At 61.2% G+C, this 26,603-nt stretch carries 25 protein-coding genes; 24 read left to right on the top strand and 1 reads right to left on the bottom strand.

Annotation, left to right across the window (positions count from 1 at the left end):
* Positions 1-11 precede the first annotated feature (11 nt).
* A complete protein-coding gene (locus C6V82_RS08825; RefSeq protein WP_102587598.1) occupies positions 12-1,793 on the bottom strand; it encodes a chloride channel protein in 1,782 nt (593 codons plus the stop codon).
* A 331-nt stretch (positions 1,794-2,124) separates the two neighbouring features.
* Here C6V82_RS08825 and argC point away from each other — a divergent pair, with 331 nt between their 5' ends.
* The 24 genes from argC to C6V82_RS08705 all read left to right on the top strand — a co-directional run bounded on the left by argC (position 2,125) and on the right by C6V82_RS08705 (position 26,576).
* Positions 2,125-3,159: an N-acetyl-gamma-glutamyl-phosphate reductase gene (gene argC, locus C6V82_RS08820; protein ID WP_102587597.1), complete on the top strand. Its 1,035-nt coding sequence runs from the start codon at positions 2,125-2,127 to the stop codon at positions 3,157-3,159.
* Positions 3,160-3,283: 124 nt separating this feature from the next.
* Complete coding sequence (gene erpA / locus C6V82_RS08815; RefSeq protein WP_102587596.1) at positions 3,284-3,637, top strand: iron-sulfur cluster insertion protein ErpA; 354 nt, start codon at positions 3,284-3,286, stop codon at positions 3,635-3,637.
* A gap of 95 nt (positions 3,638-3,732) precedes the next feature.
* Complete coding sequence (locus C6V82_RS08810) at positions 3,733-4,521, top strand: transporter substrate-binding domain-containing protein (RefSeq protein ID WP_102587595.1); 789 nt, start codon at positions 3,733-3,735, stop codon at positions 4,519-4,521.
* A gap of 116 nt (positions 4,522-4,637) precedes the next feature.
* Entirely contained in the window at positions 4,638-5,309 is a 672-nt protein-coding gene (locus C6V82_RS08805) for an amino acid ABC transporter permease (protein ID WP_102587594.1), read from the top strand.
* 13 nt (positions 5,310-5,322) lie between these two features.
* Positions 5,323-6,090 (top strand): amino acid ABC transporter ATP-binding protein, encoded by a 768-nt coding sequence (locus C6V82_RS08800; protein WP_102587593.1) that lies wholly within the window; start codon positions 5,323-5,325, stop codon positions 6,088-6,090.
* 574 nt (positions 6,091-6,664) lie between these two features.
* On the top strand, positions 6,665-8,560 hold the full coding sequence (mnmG, locus tag C6V82_RS08795; RefSeq protein ID WP_102587592.1) for a tRNA uridine-5-carboxymethylaminomethyl(34) synthesis enzyme MnmG: 1,896 nt from the start codon (positions 6,665-6,667) through the stop codon (positions 8,558-8,560).
* Positions 8,557-9,204 carry a 16S rRNA (guanine(527)-N(7))-methyltransferase RsmG gene (gene rsmG, locus C6V82_RS08790; protein WP_102587591.1) on the top strand — a complete coding sequence of 216 codons (648 nt, stop codon included), beginning with the start codon at positions 8,557-8,559 and terminating at the stop codon, positions 9,202-9,204. Before mnmG ends, rsmG begins: the two co-directional genes overlap by 4 nt.
* 75 nt (positions 9,205-9,279) lie before the next feature.
* Complete coding sequence (locus tag C6V82_RS08785) at positions 9,280-10,050, top strand: ParA family protein (protein WP_102587590.1); 771 nt, start codon at positions 9,280-9,282, stop codon at positions 10,048-10,050.
* A 35-nt stretch (positions 10,051-10,085) separates the two neighbouring features.
* Complete coding sequence (locus tag C6V82_RS08780; protein ID WP_102587589.1) at positions 10,086-11,006, top strand: ParB/RepB/Spo0J family partition protein; 921 nt, start codon at positions 10,086-10,088, stop codon at positions 11,004-11,006.
* A 195-nt stretch (positions 11,007-11,201) separates the two neighbouring features.
* Positions 11,202-11,597 carry an ATP synthase subunit I gene (locus C6V82_RS08775; protein ID WP_180978251.1) on the top strand — a complete coding sequence of 132 codons (396 nt, stop codon included), beginning with the start codon at positions 11,202-11,204 and terminating at the stop codon, positions 11,595-11,597.
* Positions 11,598-11,614: 17 nt separating this feature from the next.
* The gene (atpB, locus tag C6V82_RS08770; RefSeq protein ID WP_102587587.1) at positions 11,615-12,442 is read left to right on the top strand and encodes a F0F1 ATP synthase subunit A; all 828 of its coding nucleotides are present in this window, start codon (positions 11,615-11,617) and stop codon (positions 12,440-12,442) included.
* Positions 12,443-12,512: 70 nt separating this feature from the next.
* Positions 12,513-12,740 carry a F0F1 ATP synthase subunit C gene (atpE, locus tag C6V82_RS08765; RefSeq protein WP_102587586.1) on the top strand — a complete coding sequence of 76 codons (228 nt, stop codon included), beginning with the start codon at positions 12,513-12,515 and terminating at the stop codon, positions 12,738-12,740.
* 72 nt (positions 12,741-12,812) lie between these two features.
* Positions 12,813-13,283, top strand: coding sequence for a F0F1 ATP synthase subunit B (locus C6V82_RS08760; protein ID WP_102587585.1), 471 nt, complete (start codon positions 12,813-12,815; stop codon positions 13,281-13,283).
* A gap of 11 nt (positions 13,284-13,294) precedes the next feature.
* Positions 13,295-13,831 carry a F0F1 ATP synthase subunit delta gene (locus C6V82_RS08755; RefSeq protein WP_102587584.1) on the top strand — a complete coding sequence of 179 codons (537 nt, stop codon included), beginning with the start codon at positions 13,295-13,297 and terminating at the stop codon, positions 13,829-13,831.
* 16 nt (positions 13,832-13,847) lie between these two features.
* On the top strand, positions 13,848-15,392 hold the full coding sequence (gene atpA / locus C6V82_RS08750; RefSeq protein WP_102587583.1) for a F0F1 ATP synthase subunit alpha: 1,545 nt from the start codon (positions 13,848-13,850) through the stop codon (positions 15,390-15,392).
* A gap of 68 nt (positions 15,393-15,460) precedes the next feature.
* Positions 15,461-16,342: a F0F1 ATP synthase subunit gamma gene (gene atpG / locus C6V82_RS08745; RefSeq protein WP_102587582.1), complete on the top strand. Its 882-nt coding sequence runs from the start codon at positions 15,461-15,463 to the stop codon at positions 16,340-16,342.
* Positions 16,343-16,408: 66 nt separating this feature from the next.
* Positions 16,409-17,785: a F0F1 ATP synthase subunit beta gene (gene atpD / locus C6V82_RS08740; protein ID WP_102587581.1), complete on the top strand. Its 1,377-nt coding sequence runs from the start codon at positions 16,409-16,411 to the stop codon at positions 17,783-17,785.
* Between the two features lie 27 nt (positions 17,786-17,812).
* A complete protein-coding gene (locus tag C6V82_RS08735; RefSeq protein ID WP_102587580.1) occupies positions 17,813-18,241 on the top strand; it encodes a F0F1 ATP synthase subunit epsilon in 429 nt (142 codons plus the stop codon).
* A gap of 121 nt (positions 18,242-18,362) precedes the next feature.
* Entirely contained in the window at positions 18,363-19,736 is a 1,374-nt protein-coding gene (gene mgtE / locus C6V82_RS08730; protein WP_102587579.1) for a magnesium transporter, read from the top strand.
* 151 nt (positions 19,737-19,887) lie between these two features.
* Positions 19,888-20,685 carry an undecaprenyl-diphosphate phosphatase gene (locus C6V82_RS08725; protein WP_102587578.1) on the top strand — a complete coding sequence of 266 codons (798 nt, stop codon included), beginning with the start codon at positions 19,888-19,890 and terminating at the stop codon, positions 20,683-20,685.
* A 26-nt stretch (positions 20,686-20,711) separates the two neighbouring features.
* Complete coding sequence (locus tag C6V82_RS08720) at positions 20,712-21,812, top strand: FAD:protein FMN transferase (RefSeq protein WP_102587577.1); 1,101 nt, start codon at positions 20,712-20,714, stop codon at positions 21,810-21,812.
* Positions 21,813-21,933: 121 nt separating this feature from the next.
* Entirely contained in the window at positions 21,934-23,301 is a 1,368-nt protein-coding gene (gene glmU, locus C6V82_RS08715) for a bifunctional UDP-N-acetylglucosamine diphosphorylase/glucosamine-1-phosphate N-acetyltransferase GlmU (RefSeq protein ID WP_102587576.1), read from the top strand.
* Positions 23,302-23,313: 12 nt separating this feature from the next.
* Positions 23,314-25,149 (top strand): glutamine--fructose-6-phosphate transaminase (isomerizing), encoded by a 1,836-nt coding sequence (glmS, locus tag C6V82_RS08710; RefSeq protein ID WP_102587575.1) that lies wholly within the window; start codon positions 23,314-23,316, stop codon positions 25,147-25,149.
* Between the two features lie 452 nt (positions 25,150-25,601).
* Positions 25,602-26,576: an AraC family transcriptional regulator gene (locus C6V82_RS08705; RefSeq protein ID WP_102587574.1), complete on the top strand. Its 975-nt coding sequence runs from the start codon at positions 25,602-25,604 to the stop codon at positions 26,574-26,576.
* The last annotated feature ends 27 nt before the right edge of the window (positions 26,577-26,603 follow it).

Raw genomic sequence — 26,603 nt, 5'->3', positions numbered from 1 at the left:
AGAAGTGAATCTCAGTCCGTGAATTTGTAATAGCGCTCGATGGCGCCACGCGTGATGATACCGGAAATTCGCTTCTGTTTCGGGCGGTTGCCGTGTTCAACATAGAGCGCATCGACCGCCTGGTCATTGAGTCGCTCGAAGGCTTCGGACAACGTGGCCTGCAAGTGGATCGGCGCCATTTCGAGGCGTACGCCAGGAATCTCGAGAAGATCGGCCTTCTCCAGGGCATCACTCCTTTCGGGAGTCGCTTCAGTCCCCTCGGCTTCCTCCTGCTCCTCCATCAACCAGCGCGCCAGATCCGCGGCCTTCAGGGCAAGTGTCGGCTTGTCATCGCTGGAGCGTTCGATCAGCACCCACACCGGGTTGCCCTCGAGCAGCAGGCGCGCCTGCTGGCGGGTCACCATGCGCGGGGTGCGCACCAGGCTGCGCTCCATCACCGCCGGTACCGAGACCCGAGACAGCGCCTGCATCAGCGGTTGCTGAAGCGGGTGGAGGCCATGTCGGGTACTGCTGATGAAGAAACCATCACAGCGGCAAAGCTGGCGGGAGGTCAGCCCCGAGATCACCACCGCCAGCATCCCCGGCAAGATGATATTGGGATTGTGCGTCAATTCCAGCAGCGCCATCAGCGCCGCCAATGGCGCCTGCAACACGGCGCCCATCATGGCCGCCATCCCGAGCATCGCGAACAGTGCGGGTTCCGCAGCGAGCCCCGGCCACAGCCAATCTCCCGTCATTCCCATCAGCGCACCGGCAGCTGCACCGACCACCAGTACCGGGCCGATGATGCCGATGGGAATACCGCTGGCCACGGTGATGGCGGTCAGCGCCAGCTTGGCGATCACCAGCGCCAGCAGCACGTCTACCGCCACGTCACCGGTCAAGGCGGCACTGAGACTGTCATAACCGATGCCCTGCACTTCGGGATACCACCAGGCGACCGCTGCACTGGCAACGGCCACCAACGACAGCTTCTGCCATACCGGCCGCGCGGTGATCCACTCGCTGCGCGCCAAGTGGATGAACAGTCCTGCCAGAAGACCGATCACAAGCGCCGTCACCAGTATCCATGGCAGGTTCATCATCGAACCGAGACTCACCGACGGCACCTGGAAGGCCGGTTCCGACCCGTACACCAGTTGGGCGATCACCGCACCCATGGTCGAGGCCAGGATCACCGGCATGAACCCGGCGATGGTGTACTCCATCATCACCACTTCCATGGCGAAGATGACCCCGGCAATGGGGGTATTGAAGGAAGCGGCGATCCCCGCTGCCGTGCCACAGGCCACCAGCACGCGAAGGCTGTTATGCGGCAGCCGCAGCCGCTCGCCTAGCCCACTGGATGCCGCCGCCCCGAGATGAATCGCCGGCCCCTCGCGCCCGGCAGAAAGACCGCCGAGCACCGTGACCACACCGACCCACCACTGGTTGAGCCAGTTGCGCAGCGGAAAACGCCCCTGGTGGTAGGTCAGGCGCTCCATCACGTGCGCGACCCCGAGCTTGCGAGCCGCCACTGGCTGACGCCACAACAGCACGCCGATCAGCGCTACCGCCACCATGGGCATGACAGAGCGAACCAGCGGGGACAGACCCTCGAAGGCCTCGGAATCGCCACCGGGCATGAAGGCCAGGGCACCCAGGTCCAGCAACATCCGAAACCCGACCATGAAGGCACCCGTGATCAATCCCGACACCACCCCCAGCACGCAAAGCTGGGGCAGGGCATCGACAGTGGCCAGGCGCTGCCGAAAGCGCTCGAGGCTGAAGTCGGGTAGTGAAAAACGCGGCACGGCACGGTTCCTGTTCGGTCGATTCCATGACCAGCACATTCAACCTGGCTGACGGAGGGTGCCGGCAACCTGGGCCAGGGCTATCGCAGATGGAAGCACCGCTCACGGCTTCCGAGCGACAGGTCTTCGAGGGGGCGCTGTGAACCCCTCCATGGGCGCTACCGATGCCATCCCTGGCATAGGACCCCCTCTACAACCTGTCCCCGGCTCCTTTCGCTATCGCCATGCAACTGGCGCCTGCTGGGTAGACCCCCTTCTCTTGTGTATCATATTCAGTGCGTGTGATCGAAGCGTCTGGCCTGAGACGGGCCCAACGGTAAAGGAGTGCAACGTGATCAAGGTCGGAATCGTCGGGGGCACCGGGTATACGGGTGTCGAACTACTCAGGTTGCTGGCCCAGCACCCGGACGTCGAAGTGGAAGCGATCACCTCGCGTTCCGAAGCGGGGATGGGAGTGTCCGAGATGTATCCCAACCTGCGCGGTCATTATGACGGACTGGCCTTCAGCGAGCCGGACGCCGAGCGCCTGGGGCATTGCGATGCGGTGTTCTTCGCCACCCCCCATGGGGTCGCCCATGCGCTGGCCGGAGAATTGCTGGAGCGCGGCACTCGGGTCATCGATCTTTCCGCCGATTTCCGCCTGCGTGACGCCGACGAGTGGGCCAACTGGTACGGCCAGCCCCATGGCGCTCCGCAACTGCTCGAGGAGGCCATCTATGGCCTGCCGGAAATGCACCGCGACAAGATCCGCAAGGCACGGCTGATCGCGGTACCCGGCTGCTACCCCACCGCCGTTCAACTCGGGCTGCTGCCGCTTCTCGAGGCCGGGCTGATCGACCCGAGCCAGGTGATCGCCGATTGCAAGTCGGGGGTCACCGGAGCCGGTCGCGGCGCCAAGGTGCCGTCGTTGCTTGCCGAAGCCAGTGAATCGATGAAGGCCTATGGTGCCAGCGGGCATCGTCACCTGCCCGAGATTCGTCAGGGCCTGGGTGATGCCGCGAAGGGGCAGGTCGGGCTGACGTTCGTGCCACACCTCACGCCGATGATCCGTGGCATTCATGCGACCCTGTATGGCCAGTTGACCAGCGAACCGGGCGATCTCCAGGCACTGTTCGAGCAACGGTTCGCCGATGAACCGTTCGTCGACGTGATGCCCGCCGGCAGTCATCCGGAGACCCGCAGCGTCAAGGGCGCCAACGTCTGCCGCCTGGCGGTACATCGTCCCGGCAACGGTAACACCGTTGTCGTGCTCTCGGTGATCGACAACCTGGTCAAGGGCGCCTCCGGCCAGGCGATCCACAACCTCAACCTGATGTTCGGCCTCGACGAGAACGCTGGTCTCGCCGCCCCGGCGCTGATGCCCTAATCTCGCTCACCAACAGTCACGGCGCCGATGGAAGGTCGACGACTGGCCGAAAAGTTGACCCTTTTGCTGGGGATTGGGGATAATACATGGCTGAGTCATCCATTTCCCTTAAGGGAGCTCGTCCATGAGCGGTGCTGAATCCTTCGTTCCCACCCCCTTGCTGCTGTCCGAGAGTGCCCGCGCGCGCCTGGCATCGCTGATAGATGAGGAGGGCAACAGCCAGCTCAAGCTGCGTGTCTACGTGACCGGTGGCGGTTGCTCGGGCTTCCAGTATGGCTTCGACTTCGCCGAGGATGTCGGGGAGGACGATACGCTGGTCGAATTCGGCGAGGTGGGCCTGGTGGTCGACCCGTTATCCTACCAGTACCTGGTAGGTTCCACCGTCGACTACGAGGAAGGACTCGCCGGTGCCCGATTCCTCGTCCAGAACCCCAATGCCACCACAACCTGCGGCTGCGGCGCCTCTTTCATGGTCTGATCCGGACCTTTCCCCGTGACTTGACGCTCTGACGGATTCTCGCCATGGTAAATATGGTGAATCCCAACAGAAAAGTCTTAACAACGGGGAAACAAATGAAAAAATCGTCCATCACATCATCATTGCTGAAACAATCCGCGCTGTTCTCGGCCATGGCCCTTGGCTTCGGGCTTGGTGCCAGTGCCATGGCCCAGACGCCCACGGTAAATGTCGCCACCGACCCAAGCTTCGTTCCCTTCGAGATGCTCGATCCCGACACCGGCGAGATGATCGGTTTCGACATGGACATCATCAACGAAGTGGCCGAGCGTGCCGGCTTCGAGGTGAACCTCACCACCATGGAATTCGCTGGCATCATTCCCGCCGTACAGACCGGTAACCAGGAAATCGCCATCGCCGGCGTGACCATTACCGAGGAACGCGCCGAGATCGTCGACTTCTCCGATCCCTACTACGATTCGGGTCTGCAGATCATCGTGCGTGCCGATAACGACAGTGTCGAGACTGTCGAGGACCTTGAGGGCATGACGATCGCCACCAAGATCGGTTCCACCAGCTACGACTATCTGCAGGAAACCCTGGGCGAAGACGCCGACATCACGCCGTACCCGGGCACCTCCGACATGTACATGGCGCTCCTGGGCCGCAATGTCGATGCCGCCTTCTACGACGCCCCCAACGTCGCCTACTTCGCGAAGACCCGCGGTGAAGGTCGTGCCAAGGTCGTAGGCCCGCTGTACGAAGGTCAGCAGTACGGCATCGTATTCCACAAGGGTAGCGAATGGGTCGAGCCTACCAACCAGGCGTTGGCGGAGATGCGCGAGGACGGCACGTACGACGAGATCTTCGAAAAATGGTTCGGTGAAGCTCCCGAAGACGAGTGATTGCCGACACGCCCTGAAGGTTCCGCCATGTTGGATGCAAGGCGGGAGGATAAGCGGGGCCGGGTGGTCATGCCTCCCGGCCCCGCGTCGTTTCCAGACATCGCGGAGAGACGCTCGTGGAAGTGACCTTTCAATTCGATTGGGGAGCGGCATTCGCTTCGATTCCCCACCTGTTGCCAGGCATCCCCTGGACCCTTCTGATCTCGTTCGGTGGCCTGGCCATCGGTTTTCTGATCGGCATCGTGTTTGGCCTGATGCGCATCAGCCGCTCTCGCCTGATGCGTATCCCTGCCATTTTCTATATCGAGGTCTTTCGTGGTACCCCGATCCTTGTGCAAGTGCTGTTCATCTTTTATGGCTTGCCACAGCTGCTTGGTGGTCCGATCAACGCCCTGACCGCTGGCATCGCCGCCATCGCGGTCAACTCAGGTGCCTATATCTCGGAAGTGGTACGCGGCGGTGTGCAGTCCATCGAGCGCGGTCAGCGTGAAGCGTCACTGTCGCTTGGCTTGTCGCGTACCCAGGCCTTTCGCTACGTGATCTGGCCACAAGCCTTCCGGCGCATGATTCCGCCGCTAGGTAACCAGGGCATCATCAGTATCAAGGATACCTCTCTGTTCTCGGTGATTGGGGTCGGTGAGCTGGTGCGTCAAGGCCAGATCTATATCGCCACCACCTTCACGGCGCTTGAGGTCTACTTCATGGTGGCGCTGCTCTACCTCGCCATCACCTGGACGCTATCGCTGGTGTTGCGTTTCCTTGAACAGCGCGGCCTGGCCGGACAATGAGGAGAGTCACCGCATGACCGATAACGACACAGCGACCGCTCCCATCGTCCAGATGGAGAAGGTCAACAAGCACTTCGGCGACCTGCATGTGCTGAAGGACATCGACCTGAACGTGGTACCCGGCGAGGTAGTGGTGGTGATCGGTGCCAGTGGTTCCGGCAAGTCGACGCTGATTCGCTGCATCAATGGCCTCGAGGAGTTCCAGGACGGCCATATCATGGTCGATGGCAACCAACTCACCCCCCACGGCAAGAGCGGCAAGGCACTTCAAAAGATCCGCACCGAAGTCGGCATGGTGTTCCAGCAGTTCAACCTGTTTCCCCACCTGAGCGTGCTCGACAACGTCATCCTGGCACCCATGAAGGTACGTGGCTGGAGCCGAGCGGACGCGGTGGAGACCGCCGAGCGTCTCCTTGCAAGGGTCGGCATCAGCGACCAGGCCGCCAAGCATCCCACGCAGCTCTCCGGAGGTCAGCAGCAGCGTGTGGCGCTGGCCCGGGCACTGGCCATGGAACCTCGGCTGATGCTGTTCGACGAGCCCACCTCGGCACTCGATCCTGAAATGATCGGCGAAGTACTGGATGCCATGCGTGAGCTCGCCCGCGAAGGCATGACCATGGTGATCGTCACTCATGAGATGGGCTTTGCCAGGGAAGTGGCGGATCGCGTCATCTACATCCACAAGGGCGAGATCGCCGAGGCCGCACCGCCCGAGACGATCTTCGATCAACCCAAGGACGAGCGAACACGCAGTTTCCTCTCCCGCGTGCTAAAGCACTGAAAAACAGGCGTAGAAGACGAGCGAAAGAGGGCCCTGTCGTTATCGACAGGGCCTTTTTCATGCCTGTGGATAGAATTTTCCTGGCGCCCTGGCATATACGCCGCCAAGGCCCACTCCCAAGGCCTTCACCACACATCATCGAGGTTGTTCACAGCCACGGGCACAAGGCATGTACCCGACGGTGGACAAGCGGTAGATTCTCTCCACTGTGGATAGAGTGGCATTCCGTCCACAAGCTCCAGACAGGTCCCTCCCAGGCAGTCACCCGCTTGTGCGTCTTTGAGTCAACAGCGTATCATTTTGTTTTTATGTTGATTAATTCACTTATCCACGGTTTTTGTCCACACCAGTAGTTACTACCACAACAGAACTTCTCTCTATATATTTTGATTTAACTGATAGATAGCCCAATACCACCACGGGCCTGAAAACCAGGTGTGGAAAACCCCTGACGATTACCCACAAGGGGTTTATACTGGCCGGCTTGTTCACAGCGGCTCCGTTTCCGGAGCTTGCGGGGCAACGCAACTACCTGACGACAACGCAGGCGCTATCGGCGCCAACGAGGTGCACCTTGGATTACCCAGACCGCTTTGACGTGATCGTCATCGGCGGTGGCCATGCGGGAACCGAAGCCGCGCTGGCCTCCGCTCGCATGGGCTGTCAGACCCTGCTTTTGACCCACAACATCGAGACCCTGGGCCAGATGTCCTGCAATCCCGCCATCGGCGGCATTGGCAAGAGTCATCTGGTCAAGGAGATCGATGCGTTGGGTGGGGCCATGGCGCTGGCTACCGACCTGGGAGGCATCCAGTTTCGCGTGCTCAATTCCCGCAAGGGGCCCGCTGTGCGTGCAACTCGCGCCCAGGCCGACCGAGTCCGTTACAAGGCGGCGATTCGGGGCATGCTGGAAAACCAGGCCAACCTGACGATCTTCCAGCAGGCGGCCGGAGACCTGGTAGTTGATGGCGACACCGTGCGCGGCGTGGTCACCGAGACCGGGATCCGTTTTCTTGCCGAGACGGTCGTACTGTGCACCGGCACCTTCCTCGGCGGGGTGATCCATATCGGGCTGGACAAGAGCCTGGGTGGCCGTGCCGGTGACCCGCCTTCCAACGCCCTGGCCGAGCGTCTGCGTTCGTTGCCATTCCGGGTCGACCGCCTGAAGACCGGTACTCCACCACGCCTCGATGCCAAGAGCGTCGATTTTTCGATGCTCGAGGAGCAGCCGGGCGATTCCCCGACGCCGGTGATGTCGTTCATGGGCAAGCCCGAACAGCACCCGCGTCAGATGAGCTGTCACATCGCGCATACCAACCAGCGCACCCACGAGATCATCTTCGCGAATCTCGATCGTTCACCGATGTATTCCGGTGCAATCGAGGGCACCGGGCCACGTTACTGCCCATCGATCGAGGACAAGGTGCATCGCTTTGCCGACAAGCAGAGCCACCAGATTTTCATCGAACCCGAAGGCCTCGACACCCACGAGCTCTATCCCAATGGGATCTCCACGTCACTGCCGTTCGATGTGCAACTGCAGGTGGTACGCTCGATCAAGGGTCTTGAAAATGCTCATATCACTCGTCCCGGCTATGCCATCGAGTACGATTTCTTCGATCCGCGAGACTTGAAGCACTCGCTGGAAACGAAATTTATCCACAACCTGTATTTCGCCGGGCAGATCAATGGCACCACCGGGTACGAGGAAGCTGGCGCCCAGGGGCTGCTGGCGGGCCTCAACGCCGCTCGCCGTGCGCGTGGCCTCGATGCCTGGTGGCCGCGCCGGGATGAAGCCTACCTCGGCGTGTTGGTCGATGATCTGATCAGCATGGGCACCCGGGAGCCGTATCGCATGTTCACCTCGCGTGCCGAATACCGGTTGCTGCTGCGCGAGGACAACGCCGACCTGCGCCTCACCGAGGCCGGTCGCGAACTGGGCTTGGTCGACGACACCCGTTGGGCGGCCTTCAGCGCCAAGCGCAGCGCCATCGAGGCCGAGAGTGCCAGGCTCAAGGCGAGCTGGGTGCAGCCCGGCACCCCGTTGGCCGCTGCCATCGAGGGCAAGACCGACAAGCCGCTGTCGCGTGAGTACACGCTGCTGGATCTGCTCAAGCGTCCCGAAATCGAGTACGCCGATGTCGCGTCGCTCATCGGTGAGCCAGTGAGCGATCCGGCGGTTGCCGAACAGGTGCAGATACAAGCCAAGTACCAGGGCTACATCGACCGCCAGCAGGATGAAATCGACAAGCTCAAGCGCCATGAGGCGACGCCCTTGCCGTCCGATCTCGATTATCAGCGGGTCGAGGGGTTATCCCACGAGATTCGCCAGAAGCTTGGCGAGGCTCGCCCGGAGACGCTTGCCCAGGCATCGCGCATCTCCGGTGTGACGCCGGCGGCGGTGTCGATCCTGCTGATCCACCTCAAGAAGCGTCGCCTGCTCGATGGCAATCGGGTGGCCAGCGCATGACGGCTGTCGAACAGCAGAGTACCGCTCGCCTCGACGAAGGCCTTGAACGACTCGGCATCGAGGTCGACAGCAGGCAGCGCGAACAACTGCTCGGCCTGCTCGGCCTGTTGCACAAGTGGAACCGCGCCTATAACCTCACCGCGATACGCTCTGTCGAAGAGATGGTCCCTCGTCACCTGCTCGATAGCGCCGCGGTGTTGCCCCATGTGCATGGTCCCCGGCTGCTCGATGTAGGCACGGGCCCCGGCCTGCCGGGCCTGGTGCTGGCGATCCTTGCGCCGACACTGGCCGTGACGCTGCTCGACAGCAATGGCAAGAAGGTGCGCTTCCAGCGCCAGGCGGTAATGGAACTCGGCCTGACCAACGTGACCCCGGTACAGGCAAGGGTCGAGGCGTTCTCGGGCCAGTTCGACCAGGTCATCTCACGGGCCTTCGCAAGCCTGGGTGACTTTGTCGCCCTGACAGAGCCTCTGGTGGCCCCGGGTGGACAGTGGCTGGCCATGAAGGGGCCTGCCGTCGAGAGCGAGCTTGTGGACCTGCCGCCCGGTATCGAGCCGGTCGAACGATATGAGCTGGCGGTGCCCTTCGATGTCGGCAACCGCCTGTTGGTGCGACTCGAGCGTCGTGAATCTGCCCTGGCCTGAACGCAAGGTGTCTGCAAGGGTCGCTCGAGGGGAATGCAGCCCGACCATTCGTATTTCCCAGCAAGGGAGTTGCCCGTGACAAAGATCATCGCGTTGACCAATCAGAAGGGTGGCGTCGGCAAGACCACCACCGCCGTCAACCTCGCCGCCAGCCTGGCGGCGCTCGATCGCCGCGTATTGCTGGTCGACCTCGATCCCCAGGGGCATGCCACCATGGGGAGTGGCGTCGACAAGCATGAGCTCGATGGCAGCGTGCTGGATGTGCTGCTGGGCGATAAGCGCGCCATCGACGTCATCCTCGACTGTCCCGTCGCGGGATACGCGCTATTGCCGGGCAACGGCGACCTGACGGCTGCCGAAGTGGCGTTGCTCGACCGTGAAGCGGGTCGTGAACGTTGTCTTGAGAAGGCCCTGGCCGATGTTGCCGGTGAATATGACGTGGTGCTGATCGACTGCCCGCCGTCGCTCAACATGCTCACCGTCAATGGCCTGACCGCCGCCCATGGCGTGCTGATTCCGCTGCAGTGCGAATTCTACTCCCTCGAGGGGCTGTCGGCGCTGCTCGATACCGTCGAGCAGATCAAGGACAGCGTGAATCCCGACCTCGAGATCTTTGGCATACTGCGTACCATGTTCGATGCCCGCAACAGCCTGACCCGGGACGTGACCAAGCAGTTGCGCGATTACTTCGGCGATACCCTGCTCAAGGCCACCATTCCGCGAAACGTCCGGGTCGCCGAGGCGCCAAGCCACGGTCTGCCGGTCACCAAGTATGCCCGCTTCTCAAGGGGCAGCCAGGCCCATCGGGTGCTGGCCAAGGAGATGATTCGGCGCCTGTCGCTTTAAGCGCTCGATGAAAACGCTGTGATGAGGGAATGTCGATGACGCGTAAACGCGCCCTGGGCCGAGGCCTGGATGCCCTGATCGGGGCCGGTGCTCGCCGCCGCGAGAGTCTGGATTTGCCCGAAGTGTCGCTCGATGCGATGGAGTCGGATGCGGGTGACGTCACGCCCGTTCCGGAGGCCGAGGAACGCCTCGAGCGACTGCCGCTGAGTCAACTGACACGCGGCAAGTATCAGCCACGCCGTGATATTCAGCCCGAGGCACTGGAGGAGCTTGCCGACTCGATCCGTGCCCAGGGGGTGATGCAACCCATCGTGGTGCGTCCGGCCGGCGAGTCGCGTTACGAAATCATTGCCGGTGAACGGCGTTGGCGTGCCGCGCAACTCGCTGAACTGGACACCATCCCGGCGGTGATTCGCGAGGTCAGTGACCAGGTGGCGCTGGCGCTTGCGTTGATCGAGAACATCCAGCGCGAAAACCTCAACCCGATGGAAGAGGCGATGGCGCTCAAGCGTTTGCTGGAGGAGTTCGAGCTCACCCAGCAGCAGGTGGCGGACGCGGTCGGCAAGTCGCGGGCCCAGGTGACCAACCTGCTGCGCCTGATGACGCTGGACCCGGAGGTCCAGACTCTGCTGGAGCGAGGCGACCTCGATATGGGGCACGCGCGGGCGCTGCTGGCGCTGACCGGTGCCAAGCAGCGTCGTGCGGCCCACGAGGTGGTCAACAAGGACCTCACCGTTCGCGATACCGAAGCGCTGGTCAAGCGGCTCGCCGCCGGGGAGCCCAAGAAAGCCGCGGCCGTCGCACCCGGCCCGGATGTGACACGTCTGGAATCGCGCCTTGGCGATCTGTTGGGTGCTCCGGTAAAGATTCAGCATGGACGTGGCGGCAAGGGGCGCTTGACCATCCGCTACTCGAGCCTGGATGAGCTGGATGGCATTCTCGAGCATATCCGTTGAGCACATTTCAGCGCTGGGGCAGCCACCAAACCTGCACCTTTGGTCGAAAATTAATCACTTATGGAGACAATTCGTCAGGAAGTCGGTTGAAGGGCTCGGGGGGCTTCCCTATAATCCGCGGTGGTTTGCAGGTACCTTGCCATGTGCCGACGTGACAACCTTGAAGGTGGTGTAGCCTCCGACAGGTATCCAGCAATGCGCAAGCTGTCCGCGGCAATCAAGCGCCAGTCGATAGCGGTTCATCTCTGGTGGTTGCAGTGTCTGGCGGTGCTGGTGGTAACGGTGGTAGCGGCGGTTGCAGCGGGCGTGAGCGGCACGCTCTCATCGCTTACCGGTGGTATGGTGTGTCTCTTGCCGCAGCTGTTCTACATCTGTCGGCTTGGTCGATCGTGGAGGCGCAAACCGCATGCGGTCGTCATGGATTTTTACCGAGCCGAAACGGGAAAGTTTGGTTCGACGGTGGCACTGTTCGTCATCATGTTCGTCACAGTGCCTCCCTCAAACCCGATTTTTTTCTTCAGCGCATATACGGCGGCTCAACTCATGTACTGGCTGATACCCTGGCTGCAGCATGACAGGCCGGCCCCCTGAACCGAGGTAAGCACCGCATGGCAGCAGGAAATGAAGTCACGGCGACGTATTACATACAGCACCATCTTCAGAATTTGACCTTTGGCCGCCACCCGGAGAATGGTTGGTCCCTGGCAGGCAGTGCCGAGGAAGCTCGCGAGATGGGATTCTGGGCGATCCACCTGGATACCATGGGCTGGTCCATCGCCATGGGCATGCTGTTCATCTGGTTGTTCCGCAAGGCGGGTCGGTATGCGACTACCGGTGTGCCTGGAGGCCTACAGAACGCGGTCGAGATGGTATTCGAGTTCATTGAGAATCTTGTGCGTGCCACCTTTCATGGCAGGAATCCCGTCATTGCGCCGCTGGCGCTGACCCTGTTCGTCTGGATCCTGTTGATGAACACGCTGAAAATCATCCCGGTCGATTACTTCCCGGAGCTGTTCATGCGTCTCGGGGTTGACTACATGAAGATCGTGCCGACCACCGACCCCAATGCGACGCTGGGGATGGCTCTGGGTGTGTTCTGCCTGATCATTTACTACAGCATCAAGGTCAAGGGAGCAGGTGGGTTCGCCAAGGAGCTGTCGCTGACCCCCTTCAATCATTGGAGCCTGATCCCCTTCAACCTGGTACTTGAAGTGGTGGGTTTGATCGTCAAGCCGATCAGCCTGGGCTTACGTCTGTTCGGCAACATGTTTGCCGGCGAGGTCATCTTCATCTTGATCGCCCTGCTACCCTTCTGGGCCATCTGGGTGCTGGATGTTCCCTGGGCGATCTTCCACATTCTGGTGATTTCGCTCCAGGCGTTCATTTTCACCACACTGTCGATCGTCTACCTCAGTGCGGCGCACGAGCATCACTAAAACCCGAGCAAGTTTTTTAGTCCTTAGCTTCAACTCAACTTAACCTCAACTCAAAACTAGGAGCACTATCATGGAAATCGTCTACATCGCTGCGGCCATCATCATCAGCATCAGCGCTCTGGCTACCGGCATTGGCTTCGCCATGCTGGGTGGCAAGCTGCTTGAATCCACCGCTCGCCAGCCTGAGCTGGGTGACCAGCTGCAGACCAAGACCTTCATCATGGCCGGCCTGCTGGATGCCGTGCCGATGATCGGTGTCGGTATCGCCATGTACCTGATCTTCGTCGTCGCCGGTTAATGACAGCGCCGAGTGCACCGCACTCGGCTTGCTTGTTTCCGGTTGCCACGAATCAGTCAGAGGTACATCCCTGTGAATATCAACATGACGCTAATCGGGCAGACGATCGCCTTCGCGATCTTTGTCTGGTTCTGCATAAAGTACGTGTGGCCGCCGATCAGCAATGCGCTCCATGAGCGCCAGAAGCGGATCGCCGATGGCCTCGATGCGGCCAGCCGTGCGTCCCGGGACCTCGAAGTCGCCCAGGAGAAGGCCGAAGCCACGCTGCGCGAGAGCAAGCAGCAGGCTTCCGAAATTCTCGAGCAGGCCCACAAGCGCTCTTCACAAATGGTCGAAGAGGCCCGTGAGCAGGCCCGCGCCGAAGGCGAACGGATCGTCGCCCAGGCGCGTGCCGAAATCGACCAGGAAGTGAACCGCGCCAAGGACGAGCTTCGTGCCCAGGTGTCCCGTCTTGCTGTCACCGGAGCCGAGCGAGTACTGGAAGCCTCCATCGACGAGAAGGCCCATCGCAAGCTGCTCGACAAGCTTGCCGCCGAACTGTGAGGAGGTGATCCATGGCGGAAACGTCTACTGTCGCCCGACCCTATGCCAAGGCGGCTTTCGAGTATGCGCGTGATCACCAGGTACTCGATACCTGGGCGGCACAACTCGAGATGCTTGGGCACGTCGTCGCGAACCAGGATATTCAGAAACTGCTTGCAAGCCCCAAATTCACCACCGAACGCAAGGTGGCAATGGTGCTGGAAGTTGCCGACATCAAGGCCGATGAGCAGGCCCGTCGCTTTCTGGATGTCCTGGCGGAGAAGGGTCGTCTGCCGGCCCTCACTGCCATTGCCGAGCAATTCGAGCGCATGCGTGCGGATCACGAAAAGCGTGTCGATGTCACGGTGGTCTCGGCCTACTCGCTCGACGACAAGCAGCAACAGAAGCTCGCTTCTTCACTCAAGAAGCGCCTGAATCGCGAAATCTCCATTACCACTCAGGTGGACCCGACGCTTCTCGGCGGTGTCATCCTGCGTGCCGGCGATACCGTCATCGACGGTTCGGTACGCGGTCGATTGGCCCGTCTTTCCGAAGCCCTTTCCGCCTGAGTTCGAGGGACATGGCATGCAGCAACTGAATCCTTCCGAGATCAGCGACATCATCAAGCAGCGTATCGAAAAGCTGGATGTCGCATCTGAAGCCCGTAACCAGGGCACCATCGTCAGCGTATCCGACGGCATCGTGAAGATTCACGGTCTCGAGGACGCGATGTTCGGTGAGATGATCGAATTCCCCGGCAGCATCTTCGGCATGGTACTCAACCTGGAGCGTGACTCCGTGGGTGCCGTGGTGCTGGGTGACTACCTGCAGCTAGAAGAGGGGATGACCGCGAAGTGTACCGGTCGTATCCTCGAGGTGCCGGTGGGACCTGAGCTTGTCGGCCGCGTAGTCGACTCGCTGGGCAACGCCATCGATGGCAAGGGCGATATCAATGCCAAGCTCACCGATGCGGTCGAGAAGGTCGCCCCCGGCGTCATCACCCGCCAGTCGGTCGATCAGCCGGTACAGACCGGCCTGAAGTCCATCGACGCCATGGTGCCGATCGGCCGCGGTCAGCGCGAGTTGATCATCGGTGACCGTCAGATCGGTAAGTCAGCCGTTGCCATCGATGCGATCATCAACCAGAAAGGCAAGAACATCACCTGCGTCTATGTGGCGATCGGTCAGAAGCAGTCGACCATTGCCCAGGTGGTGCGCAAGCTCGAAGAGCATGGCGCCATGGAACACACCATCGTGGTGGCGGCCGGTGCGGCCGACCCCGCGCCGATGCAGTTCCTGGCGGCCTATTCGGGCTGCACCATGGGTGAGTACTTCCGTGATCGTGGCGAAGACGCACTGATCGTCTATGACGATCTCTCCAAGCAGGCGGTCGCCTATCGCCAGGTCTCGTTGCTGTTGCGCCGTCCGCCGGGCCGTGAAGCGTATCCGGGTGATGTCTTTTATCTCCACTCGCGTCTGCTCGAGCGTGCCGCGCGTGTCAACGCCGACTACGTCGAGAAGTTCACCAACGGCGAAGTGAAGGGCAAGACCGGTTCACTGACCGCGTTGCCGATCATCGAGACCCAGGGCGGCGACGTCTCGGCGTTCGTACCGACCAACGTGATCTCGATCACCGACGGCCAGATCTTCCTCGAGACCGACCTGTTCAACTCGGGTATCCGTCCGGCCATCAACGCCGGTCTATCGGTATCCCGTGTGGGTGGTTCGGCCCAGACCAAGATCATCAAGAAGCTGGGTGGCGGTGTGCGTCTGGCACTCGCCCAGTACCGCGAGCTGGCGGCGTTTTCCCAGTTCGCTTCCGATCTGGATGAGGCGACCCGCAAGCAACTGGAGCATGGTCAGCGCGTCACCGAGCTGATGAAGCAGAAGCAGTACTCTCCGCTGTCGGTGGCCGAGATGGGCGTGACCCTTTACGCCGCCAACGAAGGCTTCCTGGATGACGTCGATGTCAGCAAGGTGCTGGACTTCGAACGTGCCCTGCACGACTTCATGAGGTCCGAGTACGCCGAGCTGCTCGACAAGATCAACCAGTCCGGCGACTACAACGACGAGATCCAGCAGGGGTTGAAAGAGGGTCTCGAGAAGTTCAAGGCCACTCAGAGCTGGTAATGCCCGATGGGCCCGTCCGCAGGGGCGGGTTCCGGCGCTTTCTGAGGGCAAGAACGGAGTAGATCGCGATGGCAGCTGCAAAAGAGATACGCACCCAGATCGGGAGCATCAAGAACACGCAGAAGATCACCAGCGCCATGGAAATGGTGGCTGCGTCGAAGATGCGCAAGGCACAGGACCTGATGCGGGCCAGCCAGCCCTATTCACGCCAGATCCGTAACGTCGTTGGCCATGTGGCCGATGCCAACCCCGAATATCGTCATCCGTGGATGGTCGAGCGTGATGTCAAGCGGGTCGGCTATATCGTGGTCTCCACTGACCGCGGCCTGTGTGGCGGCCTGAACATCAACCTGTTCAAGACCGTGCTCAAGGATGCCAAGGGCCAACGTGACGAAGGCGCGGAACTCGATTTCTGTGCCCTCGGCCGCAAGGCGGGCGGTTTCTTCAAGAGCTACGGGGGTAACCTCGTGGCGGCGAAGAGCGGGCTTGGCGAATCCCCGGAGATGGAAGACCTGATCGGTAGCGTCAAGGTCATGCTGGACGCCTACGACGAAGGTCGACTGGATCGCCTGTATGTGGTGTACAACGAATTCGTCAACACCATGACCCAGAAGCCGGTGGTAAGGCAGATGTTGCCGCTCTCCCCGGACATGGGTAATGACGGGCATCACGAAGAGAACAAGCGTCCCGGTAGCTGGGACTACCTGTATGAGCCGGATGCCAAGGCGCTGCTGGACAGCCTGCTGATTCGCTTTGTTGAAGCGCAGGTGTACCAGGCGGTGGTCGAGAACGCAGCCTGTGAGCAGGCCGCGCGAATGATCGCCATGAAGAACGCCACCGACAACGCTGGCGGCCTGATAGACGACCTCGAGATGGTCTACAACAAGGCACGTCAGGCGGCGATCACTCAGGAGATCTCCGAGATTGTCGGCGGCGCGGCAGCCGTATAGCGCCAGGGGAGGGAAGCTCCCTCCCGGCATGCAGGTTTCATTTTCAGGTATTTGAGAGGAACCAAGATGAGCGGACGTATCGTACAAATCATCGGCGCGGTGATTGACGTAGAGTTTCCGCGGGACGATGTTCCCAAGGTCTACGACGCGCTGAATGTCTCGACTGTCGAGACGGTGCTCGAGGTCCAGCAGCAGTTGGGCGACGGCGTGGTGCGTACCATCGCCATGGGCTCAACCGAGGGCCTCAAGCGCGGCATGGACGTCACCAACACGGGTGCGGCCATCTCCGTGCCGGTCGGCAAGGAGACCCTGGGGCGCATCATGGATGTGCTGGGTCGTCCGATCGACGAAGCCGGCGAGATTGGTGAGCAGGAGCGCATGCCGATCCACCGCAAGGCGCCGAGCTACGCGGATCAGGCGGCGTCCAACGAGCTGCTGGAAACCGGCATCAAGGTCATCGACCTGGTCTGCCCGTTCGCCAAGGGCGGCAAGGTCGGCCTGTTCGGCGGCGCCGGTGTCGGCAAGACCGTCAACATGATGGAGCTGATCCGCAACATCGCCACCGAGCACAGCGGTTACTCAGTGTTCGCCGGTGTCGGTGAGCGTACCCGTGAGGGTAACGACTTCTACCATGAGATGACCGAATCCAACGTCATCGACAAGGTGTCGCTGGTCTACGGTCAGATGAACGAGCCGCCCGGCAACCGCCTGCGCGTGGCACTGACTGGCCTGACCATCGCCGAGAAGTTCCGTGATGAAGGGCGTGACGTGCTGTTGTTCGTCGACAACATCTACCGCTACACCCTGGCGGGCACTGAAGTATCGGCGCTGCTGGGTCGTATGCCGTCCGCGGTGGGCTACCAGCCGACCCTGGCCGAGGAGATGGGTGTCCTGCAGGAGCGCATCACCTCCACCAAGACTGGCTCGATCACCTCCGTACAGGCCGTCTACGTGCCTGCGGATGACTTGACCGACCCGTCGCCGGCCACCACCTTCTCGCACCTCGATGCCACGGTGGTACTGGCACGTTCGATCGCCGAGCTGGGTATCTATCCGGCCATCGATCCGCTGGACTCCACCTCGCGTCAACTTGACCCGCTGGTGGTGGGCGATGAGCACTACGACACCGCACGCGGTGTGCAGAACGTGCTGCAGCGCTACAAGGAACTCAAGGACATCATCGCGATTCTCGGCATGGACGAGTTGTCCGACGAGGACAAGCAGGCCGTGGCCCGTGCGCGCCGAATCCAGCGCTTCCTGTCGCAGCCGTTCTTCGTCGCCGAGGTGTTCACCGGTTCGCCGGGCAAGTACGTGTCGCTTAAGGAGACCATCCGTGGTTTCCAGGGCATCCTCAACGGTGACTACGACGATCTGCCCGAGCAGGCCTTCTACATGGTCGGCACCATCGACGAAGCGGTCGAGAAAGCCAACCAGATGAAGTAATCCCGTCTACCTGGGAGACACATCGCCATGACGAAAAGCTTAAAGTGCGAGATCGTCAGCGCCGAAGAAGGGATCTTCTCTGGCGACATCGAGCGGATCGTCGCGACGGGCCACATGGGCGAACTGGGCATTCTGCCCGGCCACGCCCCGCTGCTGACCGAGCTGAAGCCCGGCCCCGTGCGGGTCATCCATGATGGCGGGCGGGAGGAAGACTACTACGTATCCGGCGGCTTCCTTGAAGTCCAGCCCGACGTGGTGACCATCCTGGCCGATTCGGCCGTTCGTGCTCATGACATTGACGAGGCGTCGGCCGAAGAGGCTCGCCAGCACGCGCTCAAGGCCCTGAACGACAAGTCCGCGGAGCTGGATTACACCCGCGCGACTGCCGAGCTTGCCGAAGCCGTGGCCCAGCTGCGCACCATCCAGCAGCTGCGCAAGAAGGCCGGAAAGGGCTGATCTCGCCTTTCCCCGGCCACGACGCCCCCCGTGCCATGTCACCATGACAAGGACCGGGGGGCGTTTTTTTGTTGCAGGAGAGTCGTAGCCGGCGCCTAGTCCACGGCGTCAGGAGGATGCCATGTCGTTGAAGGAATCGCTCAAGCAACAGCAGCAGGCACTGCTGGCCGCACTCGATGCCGGGCAGCGCGAACGCCTGGATACACTGCTGCCGGAACTACGCTCCGCCGATATCGCCGAGATCATCGAGGATATTCTCGACGAGGAGGATGACCTGCCGGTCGCCCTCGAGCTTCTCCACTGCTTGCCGCTGGAGCGTCGTGCCAATGTCCTGACCTATCTTCCTGACGAAGAACAGCTGGATATTGCCGAGTCGATGTCTGACAGCGGATTGCTTTCGGTACTTGAGGAGATGGGCTCGGACGAGCGTGCGGACCTGTTCAACCTGCTCGGTGAGGATCGTCGTCAACTGCTGCTGCGACGCATGGCTCGCCATGAACGCGAGGATCTCAAGCGCCTGGCGAGCTACGAGGAGGGTACCGCCGGCGCGATCATGACGGCGGATTACGTGGCCATCCCGGTGGGGCTTACGGTGTCCCAGGCGATGATGCGGGTTCGCCAGACGGCGCCTGATGCCGAGACCGTTTACCAGCTTTATATCATCGACCACGAGGGCCGCTTGGCTGGCACCATGTCATTGCGCCAGTTGATGGTGGCCCCCCCCGGAGCGCGGATCGATGCGCTGATGATCAAGGACGTGATCAGCATGGTGGTGACCGCCCCCCAGGAGGAGGTCGCCCGGGTCGTGGCCCGCTATGACCTGCTGGCGTTGCCGGTGGTCGATGCCGAGCAGAAGCTGGTGGGCATCGTCACCCATGACGATGCCATGGACGTCGCCGAGTCGGAGGCCACCGAAGATATCCACAAGGGGATGTCGATCGGGCAACTGGAAGGCGGGGTCAGCCGGGTGCCGTTGTGGAGCCTGTATCGCAAGCGAGTCACCTGGCTGGTATTACTGGTGTTCGCCAACTTGTTCTCCGGGGCGGGTATTGCCTATTTCGAGGAGACCATCGCCGCCCAGGTGGCGCTGGTGTTCTTCCTGCCGCTGCTGATCGGCAGTGGGGGCAATGCCGGCGCCCAGGCCGCCACGCTGATGGTACGTGGCATGGCCACTGGTGATGTCGGGATCAAGGACTGGGGGAAGCTACTGGGGCGTGAGTTGCTGGTGGCAGGCTCGCTTGGCCTGACCATGGCGCTGGCCGTGGCACCCATCGGGGTGATGCGTGGCGGGGAGGCCGTTGCCATGGTGGTGGCCATGAGCATGGTGATCATCGTGCTGTTCGGAAGCCTGCTGGGCATGTGCCTGCCGTTTCTTCTGGACCGGCTGGGCTGGGACCCGGCCACGGCGTCGGCACCGCTGGTCACCACGTTGATCGATGCCTCAGGCGTACTCATCTACTTCAGTATCGCCACGGCCGTGTTAACGGGACTATAACGTTCTAGTCCGAAAAACGTTCTACGCCGAAAAAGGGCCTTAGCAGGAGGCCTGTGGCGGACATCGCCGCGCCAGAAAGGTATGCTCTGCGCGTTATCCACCCCCGCTCACCATGAAGCAGGGGGACATCATATTTTGACAGGATCTCCACATGGATTGGCTACAGGTAGCCGTGCTTGCCATCGTTCAGGGATTGACCGAATTCCTGCCGGTCTCGAGTTCCGCCCACTTGATCCTGCTGCCGGTGCTCAGCGACGCCCAGGACCAGGGTCTGGCTTTCGACGTGGCGCTGCACGTGGGCAGTCTTGCCGCGGTGGTGATCTATTTCCGCCAGGAACTGTGGAGGATGACGCGCAGCTTCAGTGCATCGTTGGCCGGTGGCGGAGTGGATCAGGATGCGCGCCTGGCCTGGTGGGTGATCCTGGCCACCATCCCGGTCTGCGTGGTGGGCCTGGCCTTCAAGGATTTCATCGAGGCCGGTATGCGTTCACCGCTGATCATCGCCTTCGGCTTGATTGTCTTTGGTGTGCTGCTTGGCTATGCCGACTGGAAGCATCGTGGCACGCGCTCTGAATATCAGCTGAGCCTGCGCGATGTGCTGGTGATCGGCGCCGCGCAGGCCCTGGCCCTTATCCCCGGTACCTCGCGTTCGGGGATCACCATCACCGCGGCCTTGATGCTGGGGATGAATCGCGAGGCCGCCGCGCGCTTCTCGTTTCTGTTGTCGATCCCGGTCATTGTGCTGGCCGGTGGGCTCGAGTCCGTGGGGCTGGTGCGGGAGGCCCGTGAGGTCGATTGGTTGGCGCTGCTGGTTGGCACCGCGCTGTCGGGTGTCAGTGCTTACCTGTGTATCCATTACTTCCTGGCGTTCATCAGGAGGATCGGCATGCAACCGTTCGTGGTGTATCGCCTGCTGCTGGGTGCCTGGTTGTTGTGGCTTTACTGGTAAGCTTGTTGCTTGTGTGGAGATATCCAATGAATTTGTCCGCTTTGCGTTCGCCTACATCGCTGCGTGTGGTAGTGCTCGGCTTGCTTGGCCTGGTGGTCGCGGGGTGCTCAGAGAGCGATCGTCCCCTCGATTCTCCGGTGCACTTGAATGGTGATATCTTCGGTAGCTTCTATCAGGTGACCATCGCCGACCCGCTGACCCAGGGTGAGGCACAACAGCTCGAGGAAGGTTTCGTCGCCGAGTTGCAGGATGTCGATGCCGCCATGTCGATCTACCGCGACGACAGCGAGCTGATGGTCTTCAATCAGTCCCCTCTCGAGGAGTGGCAGCCGCTGTCGGATGAACTGATCGAAGTGTTGGCCATCAGCCGTACGGTGCATGAGCAGAGCGGAGGCGCCTTCGACCCCACCGTCGGGGCGCTGGTGAACCTGTGGAGTTTCGGCGCAGAGGCGCGTCCGGAAGAAGTGCCCGCCGAGGAGACCTTGCAGGCGCGGCTGGCCGAGGTCGGTTTTGATCATGTGGAAATCGATGACGAGAACCTTCAAGCCCGTCGCCTGCGTGATGTGCTGGTCGACCTGGGCGGCGTGGCCAAGGGGCATGGTACCGACCGTGTCGCGGCCTATCTCGACGGCCAGGGTATCGAGCATTATCTGGTCAATCTTGGTGGCGACCTGGTCGCCAAGGGCTATCGTGATGGTGAAGGAGAACCCTGGCGCATCGGCATCGAAGCCCCTCTAGAAGACCGCCAGGAGGCTCGTCATATCGTGCCGCTGCCGGAAATATCGATGGCGACCTCCGGGGATTACCGCAATTATTTCGAGCAGGATGGAAAGCGCTTCTCGCACACTCTCGACCCGCGCACCGGGCGTCCGATCACTCACCGACTGGCGTCGGTGACGGTGGCGCACTCGTCCAATGCCTGGGCGGATGCCTGGGCCACCGCGTTGATGGTGTTGGGAGAAGAGCGTGGCATGGCTCTGGCCAGGGAGCACGCACTGAACGTAGTAATGATCGTGAGGGATGACGATGAATGGATCAGCATCGTAAGCCCCGCGTTCATCGAGCTGTTCGATGAGTCGCTGATCGACGATCTCGGCCTGCAGCCGCCCGAGTCTCTAAGCCCTTAGAAGCTTAAGCCCGTAGAGACATAAGCTCCTAGAATGTAGGCGAGGGCGGGACTGGCGACGAGGCCAACATTCACGATGCATGGACGATAGATGCATGGATAGACAAGCAACAGGAGTCACGATGACGCTCGATGTGGTGATACTGGCGGCCGGGCAAGGTACCCGGATGCGGTCAGCCCTGCCCAAGGTACTACACCGGTTGGCCGGCAAGCCGATGGTTCGACATGTGATCGACACCGCCAGTGGTCTCGCCGCCGAGCGTACCCATGTAGTGGTTGGCCACGGCGCAGAGCGGGTGCGTGAGGCACTGGCCGACTGCCAGTTGCGCTTCGCCCTGCAGGCCGAGCAGAAAGGTACAGGACACGCCGTGGCCCAGGCGCTCGAGGGCCTGGGCGAGGGCAAGGTGCTGGTGCTGTATGGCGACGTGCCGCTGATCCATCGCCAGACCCTGGAGACGCTGCTCGAGGGTGTCGATGACACCCGCATGGGGCTGCTCACCGTGACCCTGGACGATCCGTCGGGCTATGGTCGTATTCTGCGCAATGAGGCGGGCGAGGCGGTGGCCATCGTCGAACAGAAGGATGCGTCTGAATCGGAACTCGCGGTGCGCGAGTGCAACACTGGCATCATGGCGATGACCGCAAGCCAGCTCAGGCGATGGTTGCCAAGGCTGTCTTCCGAAAATGCCCAGGGTGAATACTACCTGACCGATGTGATCGCCATGGCCGCCGCCGAGGGCGTGAAGATCGTCACCACCCAGCCCGCCAAGGCGCTGGAAGTGGAAGGCGTCAACAATCGCGCCCAGATGGCGCGCCTGGAGCGTGCCCACCAGCTGGCGCTGGCCGAACGGCTGATGGCCGAGGGGGTGGCACTCCTGGATCCGGCCCGCCTCGATATCCGTGGCACGCTGAGCTGTGGCCATGACGTGGAGATCGATGTCGGTTGCGTCTTCGAGGGCCACGTGGAGCTGGGTGAAGGCGTGCGGATTGGCCCTTACTGCGTGATTCGTGACAGCCACATCGGCGCCGAGTCGGTGATCGATTCGCACAGCGTCATCGATGGCGCCGTGGTGGCCGGTCGCAACCGTATCGGTCCTTTCGCGCGGCTGCGCCCGGGAACGCGGCTGGCGGTCGGCGCCAAGGTAGGAAACTTCGTCGAGACCAAGAATGTCGAGGTTGGCGAAGGCAGCAAGATCAATCACTTGAGCTATGTGGGCGACGCACGTCTGGGACGTGAAGTGAATATCGGTGCCGGCACCATCACTTGCAATTATGATGGCGCCAACAAGCACCGCACCGAGATCGACGACCACGTGTTCATCGGCTCCAACAGCGCGCTGGTGGCACCACTGAGCGTGGGGCGCGGCGCGACCGTGGGAGCCGGCTCCACCATCACCAAGGATGTGCCGGACAGTGCGCTGGCGGTGTCGCGTAGCCGCCAGATCAGCAAGGCCGACTGGCCACGCCCCGGCAAGTCACAGGACGACTGAGGAGAGACCCCAATGTGTGGAATCGTAGGCGCCGTCGCCGAGCGCAATGTCGAAGGTATCCTGCTCGAAGGCCTCAAACGCCTCGAGTATCGCGGCTATGACTCGGCGGGCATGGTCATCCAGTCGACACGGGGTGAACTGGTGCGTTGCCGTTCGGTGGGCAAGGTGGCCGCACTCGAGGCTCGCCTGGTAGAGACCTCGCTGCCAGGGCGCTGCGGCATCGCCCACACCCGCTGGGCGACCCATGGACGGCCCAGTGAAGTGAATGCCCATCCTCATCAGTCTCGTGGCCAGATTGCCGTGGTGCATAACGGCATCATCGAGAACCATGAAGCGCTGCGCGAGGAGCTGGGCGACGCGGGCTACGCCTTCGACTCCGAAACCGATACCGAAGTGGTGGCGCACCTGATCGAGCGTGAACACCGCAAGGGAGGCGATCTGCTCGATGCCGTGCGTCACTCTCTGGCGCGGCTGGATGGCGCTTATGCACTGGGCGTGGTGTGCGCCGCCGAACCCGATGTGATCATCGGTGCCCGCAAGGGTAGCCCGCTGGTGGTGGGGGTGGGGATCGATGAAGCCTTCCTCGGTTCCGACCCGTTGGCCCTGCTGCAGGTCACTGACCGCTTCATCTACCTGGAAGAGGGCGACGTGGTGCGTCTCTCCGCCAAGGGACGCATCGAGGTATTCGATGCCAGCGGTGCGGCGGTCGAGCGCGAGGTGCAGACCTTCGAGCATGGCGATGGCGCCGCCAGCAAGGGCGAGTATCGTCATTTCATGCTCAAGGAGATTCATGAGCAGCCGGCGGTGATCGCCGCGGCCCTGGAAGGTCGCCTGGGTGACAAGCACGTGCTGATCGAGAGCTTCGGCCCCGAGGCCGAGGCGCTGTTCGGCCAGGTCAAGCAGATTCATATCATTGCCTGCGGCACCAGCTATCACGCCGGCATGGTGGCGCGCTACTGGCTCGAGAAATACGCCGGGGTACCGGTGCAGGTGGAAGTGGCATCGGAATACCGCTACCGCAAGGTCGTGGTGCCGGAAGGCACGCTGTTCGTCACGCTCTCCCAATCCGGTGAAACCGCCGATACCCTGGCCGCGCTGCGCTTCTCCCGGGAAAGCGGCTATCTGGGCAGCCTGGCGATCTGCAACGTGCCGGGAAGCTCGCTGGTACGCGAGTCCGACCTGACCCTGATGACCCAGGCCGGGCCCGAGATCGGCGTGGCGTCTACCAAGGCCTTCACCACCCAGCTCACGGCGCTGATGCTGCTGACCCTGGCACTGGGCCGGTTGAGGAGCCTGGATGCCGCTACCCAGGCTGAACTGGTGGCCGCGCTGCGTGGCTTGCCGGCGCTGGTGACCCGTGTGCTCGAGCTCGATCCGCAGATCGAGGCGATGTCGACCGCCTTCGCCGAAAAGCACCACGCGCTGTTCCTTGGTCGCGGTGCGCATTTCCCCATCGCCCTGGAAGGTGCGCTCAAGCTCAAGGAGATCTCCTACATACACGCCGAAGCCTATCCGGCCGGTGAGCTCAAGCACGGCCCGCTGGCCCTGGTCGACAGCGAGATGCCGGTGATCTCGGTGGCCCCCAACGACGAGTTGCTCGACAAGCTGAAGTCGAACCTGCAGGAAGTACGTGCGCGTGGTGGGGAGTTGTTCGTGTTCGCCGACGAACAGGTGGGCATGGCCGAGGAAGACACCGTTCATGTGCTGCGCCTGCCCCATGTGCATGAGGCGCTGGCGCCGATTCTCTACACGCTGCCGCTGCAGCTCCTCAGCTACCACGTGGCCGTGCTCAAGGGCACCGACGTGGACCAGCCGCGTAACCTGGCCAAGTCAGTAACAGTGGAATAGCCAGGGCGAGTGGCCGTGATAACAGTCAAAGTGGGCATCCGCCCACTGAGCGGTTTATCGATACGCCCCGCGTGGCCCATCACTTATCAGTGGTGGAGCCACGTTGAGGCAGCATCGGGTATGGCCATGGCACCACAATGTAAGAAATACCGATAGTAGGCGAATAACAACGACCAGGTACCTGGTTTTCACTGCTGAGTGCGCCGCTGGCACTGTGGCATTATATCGTGGCTGAATTACATAGGGTTCAATGTTTGGTGTAGCGCTATCAAGTGTTTACTATTTTCAGAGATTGCTGGCTTATGGATTAATCTATTTTAGGGGAACTGTTGAATGGTTTGCTGGTTTTAATAAAATAAGTTTGGTTTTTGTTCATGGCTTGTATTCAACGCTTTTGGGGCCTATATTCATGAACGTATAAGCTATAATATGTTTTGACTTGCTGGCCCGCTATGACCCATTTTTCATTTTCAACTGATAACTTTGCTCCCAGTGAGCGTCTTGAGGCAGCGCAAGATATCTACAGCGCGATAGCCCAAGTGCAGCTCGATGCTCCAAAAAATCGAACGCCTCATGTAGAAACACGCATTAGACTGCTGCCTGGCATTTCCATTGCCAACGTGACGGCATCGTCATTACACGCCGCACGAGAATCACCTCAAGTTGTCGATGGCAACGACGATATCACTTTCTTGATCCACCCTGGTGGCCAGGGGGGATGGCTTTCCCACCTGAAGTCCCATGATACGCTAGCCTGCACGCCAGGCCGTGCACGCATTGTACTTAACCACCAATCAGGCAGCGTTGACTTCCATGGTGAGCGGGTCAACTTTCTCAGTGTGGCATTTTCACGCGCGCAGTTATCTCCCTTTATTAATGGAATTGAAAATTTACCAAAAAATTTGCTGCCACCCGGAGAGCCTCTGCAGCATCTTACCCGTATCGCATTGGCGCTTACCCAGCGCGCTGATGCCATGGATGATGGTGCATCCCTACAGCTCAGCAGCCAACTGATGGACCTCGCCTGTCTTGCGCTGGGCGCTACCCGTGAAGCGGGTATTCGATCCTATCGAGGCGGCTTGAGAGATGCTCGCCTGAAGGCGATAAAAGCCGATATTAAACTTCTCGCACGCACCCCATTAAGCCTGCAGGAGTTGGCCTTACGGCATGCGGTATCGCCCAGCTATATTCGGGCGCTATTCAGCAACGAAGGCACTTCATTTACCGACTATCTGCTGGAACAGCGGCTACAGCTCGCTTTTGATGCGCTGACAAGCGACAGGGTGGCGAAGCGGTCCGTCAGTGATGTCGCTTTTCGTAATGGATTCAACCACCTATCTTGGTTTTACCGCGCCTTCAAGAAGCGCTTCGGGTTCCCTCCAGGAGAAGCGCGAGAGATCGCCACCGACTCCGTGAGTGGCGATTGATCAGCGCAGCGAGTGTAGCGCTGAGTG

This window comes from Halomonas urumqiensis (assembly GCF_003028575.1).
GTDB classification, from domain to species: domain Bacteria; phylum Pseudomonadota; class Gammaproteobacteria; order Pseudomonadales; family Halomonadaceae; genus Halomonas; species Halomonas urumqiensis.
Note: the sequence above shows the minus strand (reverse complement) of the source record. Positions and strands in the feature narration are given on the sequence as shown.

Excerpts from the sequence above, each read along its gene's own strand:
- erpA (WP_102587596.1), top strand. The coding sequence starts at position 3,284 with ATGAGCGGTGCTGAATCCTTCGTTCCCACCCCCTTGCTGCTGTCCGAG.
- C6V82_RS08810 (WP_102587595.1), top strand. The coding sequence starts at position 3,733 with ATGAAAAAATCGTCCATCACATCATCATTGCTGAAACAATCCGCGCTG.
- C6V82_RS08800 (WP_102587593.1), top strand. The coding sequence starts at position 5,323 with ATGACCGATAACGACACAGCGACCGCTCCCATCGTCCAGATGGAGAAG.
- rsmG (WP_102587591.1), top strand. The coding sequence starts at position 8,557 with ATGACGGCTGTCGAACAGCAGAGTACCGCTCGCCTCGACGAAGGCCTT.
- C6V82_RS08780 (WP_102587589.1), top strand. The coding sequence starts at position 10,086 with ATGACGCGTAAACGCGCCCTGGGCCGAGGCCTGGATGCCCTGATCGGG.
- C6V82_RS08775 (WP_180978251.1), top strand. The coding sequence starts at position 11,202 with ATGCGCAAGCTGTCCGCGGCAATCAAGCGCCAGTCGATAGCGGTTCAT.
- atpB (WP_102587587.1), top strand. The coding sequence starts at position 11,615 with ATGGCAGCAGGAAATGAAGTCACGGCGACGTATTACATACAGCACCAT.
- atpE (WP_102587586.1), top strand. The coding sequence starts at position 12,513 with ATGGAAATCGTCTACATCGCTGCGGCCATCATCATCAGCATCAGCGCT.
- C6V82_RS08755 (WP_102587584.1), top strand. The coding sequence starts at position 13,295 with ATGGCGGAAACGTCTACTGTCGCCCGACCCTATGCCAAGGCGGCTTTC.
- atpA (WP_102587583.1), top strand. The coding sequence starts at position 13,848 with ATGCAGCAACTGAATCCTTCCGAGATCAGCGACATCATCAAGCAGCGT.
- atpG (WP_102587582.1), top strand. The coding sequence starts at position 15,461 with ATGGCAGCTGCAAAAGAGATACGCACCCAGATCGGGAGCATCAAGAAC.
- atpD (WP_102587581.1), top strand. The coding sequence starts at position 16,409 with ATGAGCGGACGTATCGTACAAATCATCGGCGCGGTGATTGACGTAGAG.
- C6V82_RS08735 (WP_102587580.1), top strand. The coding sequence starts at position 17,813 with ATGACGAAAAGCTTAAAGTGCGAGATCGTCAGCGCCGAAGAAGGGATC.
- mgtE (WP_102587579.1), top strand. The coding sequence starts at position 18,363 with ATGTCGTTGAAGGAATCGCTCAAGCAACAGCAGCAGGCACTGCTGGCC.
- C6V82_RS08725 (WP_102587578.1), top strand. The coding sequence starts at position 19,888 with ATGGATTGGCTACAGGTAGCCGTGCTTGCCATCGTTCAGGGATTGACC.
- C6V82_RS08720 (WP_102587577.1), top strand. The coding sequence starts at position 20,712 with ATGAATTTGTCCGCTTTGCGTTCGCCTACATCGCTGCGTGTGGTAGTG.
- glmU (WP_102587576.1), top strand. The coding sequence starts at position 21,934 with ATGACGCTCGATGTGGTGATACTGGCGGCCGGGCAAGGTACCCGGATG.
- glmS (WP_102587575.1), top strand. The coding sequence starts at position 23,314 with ATGTGTGGAATCGTAGGCGCCGTCGCCGAGCGCAATGTCGAAGGTATC.
- C6V82_RS08705 (WP_102587574.1), top strand. The coding sequence starts at position 25,602 with ATGACCCATTTTTCATTTTCAACTGATAACTTTGCTCCCAGTGAGCGT.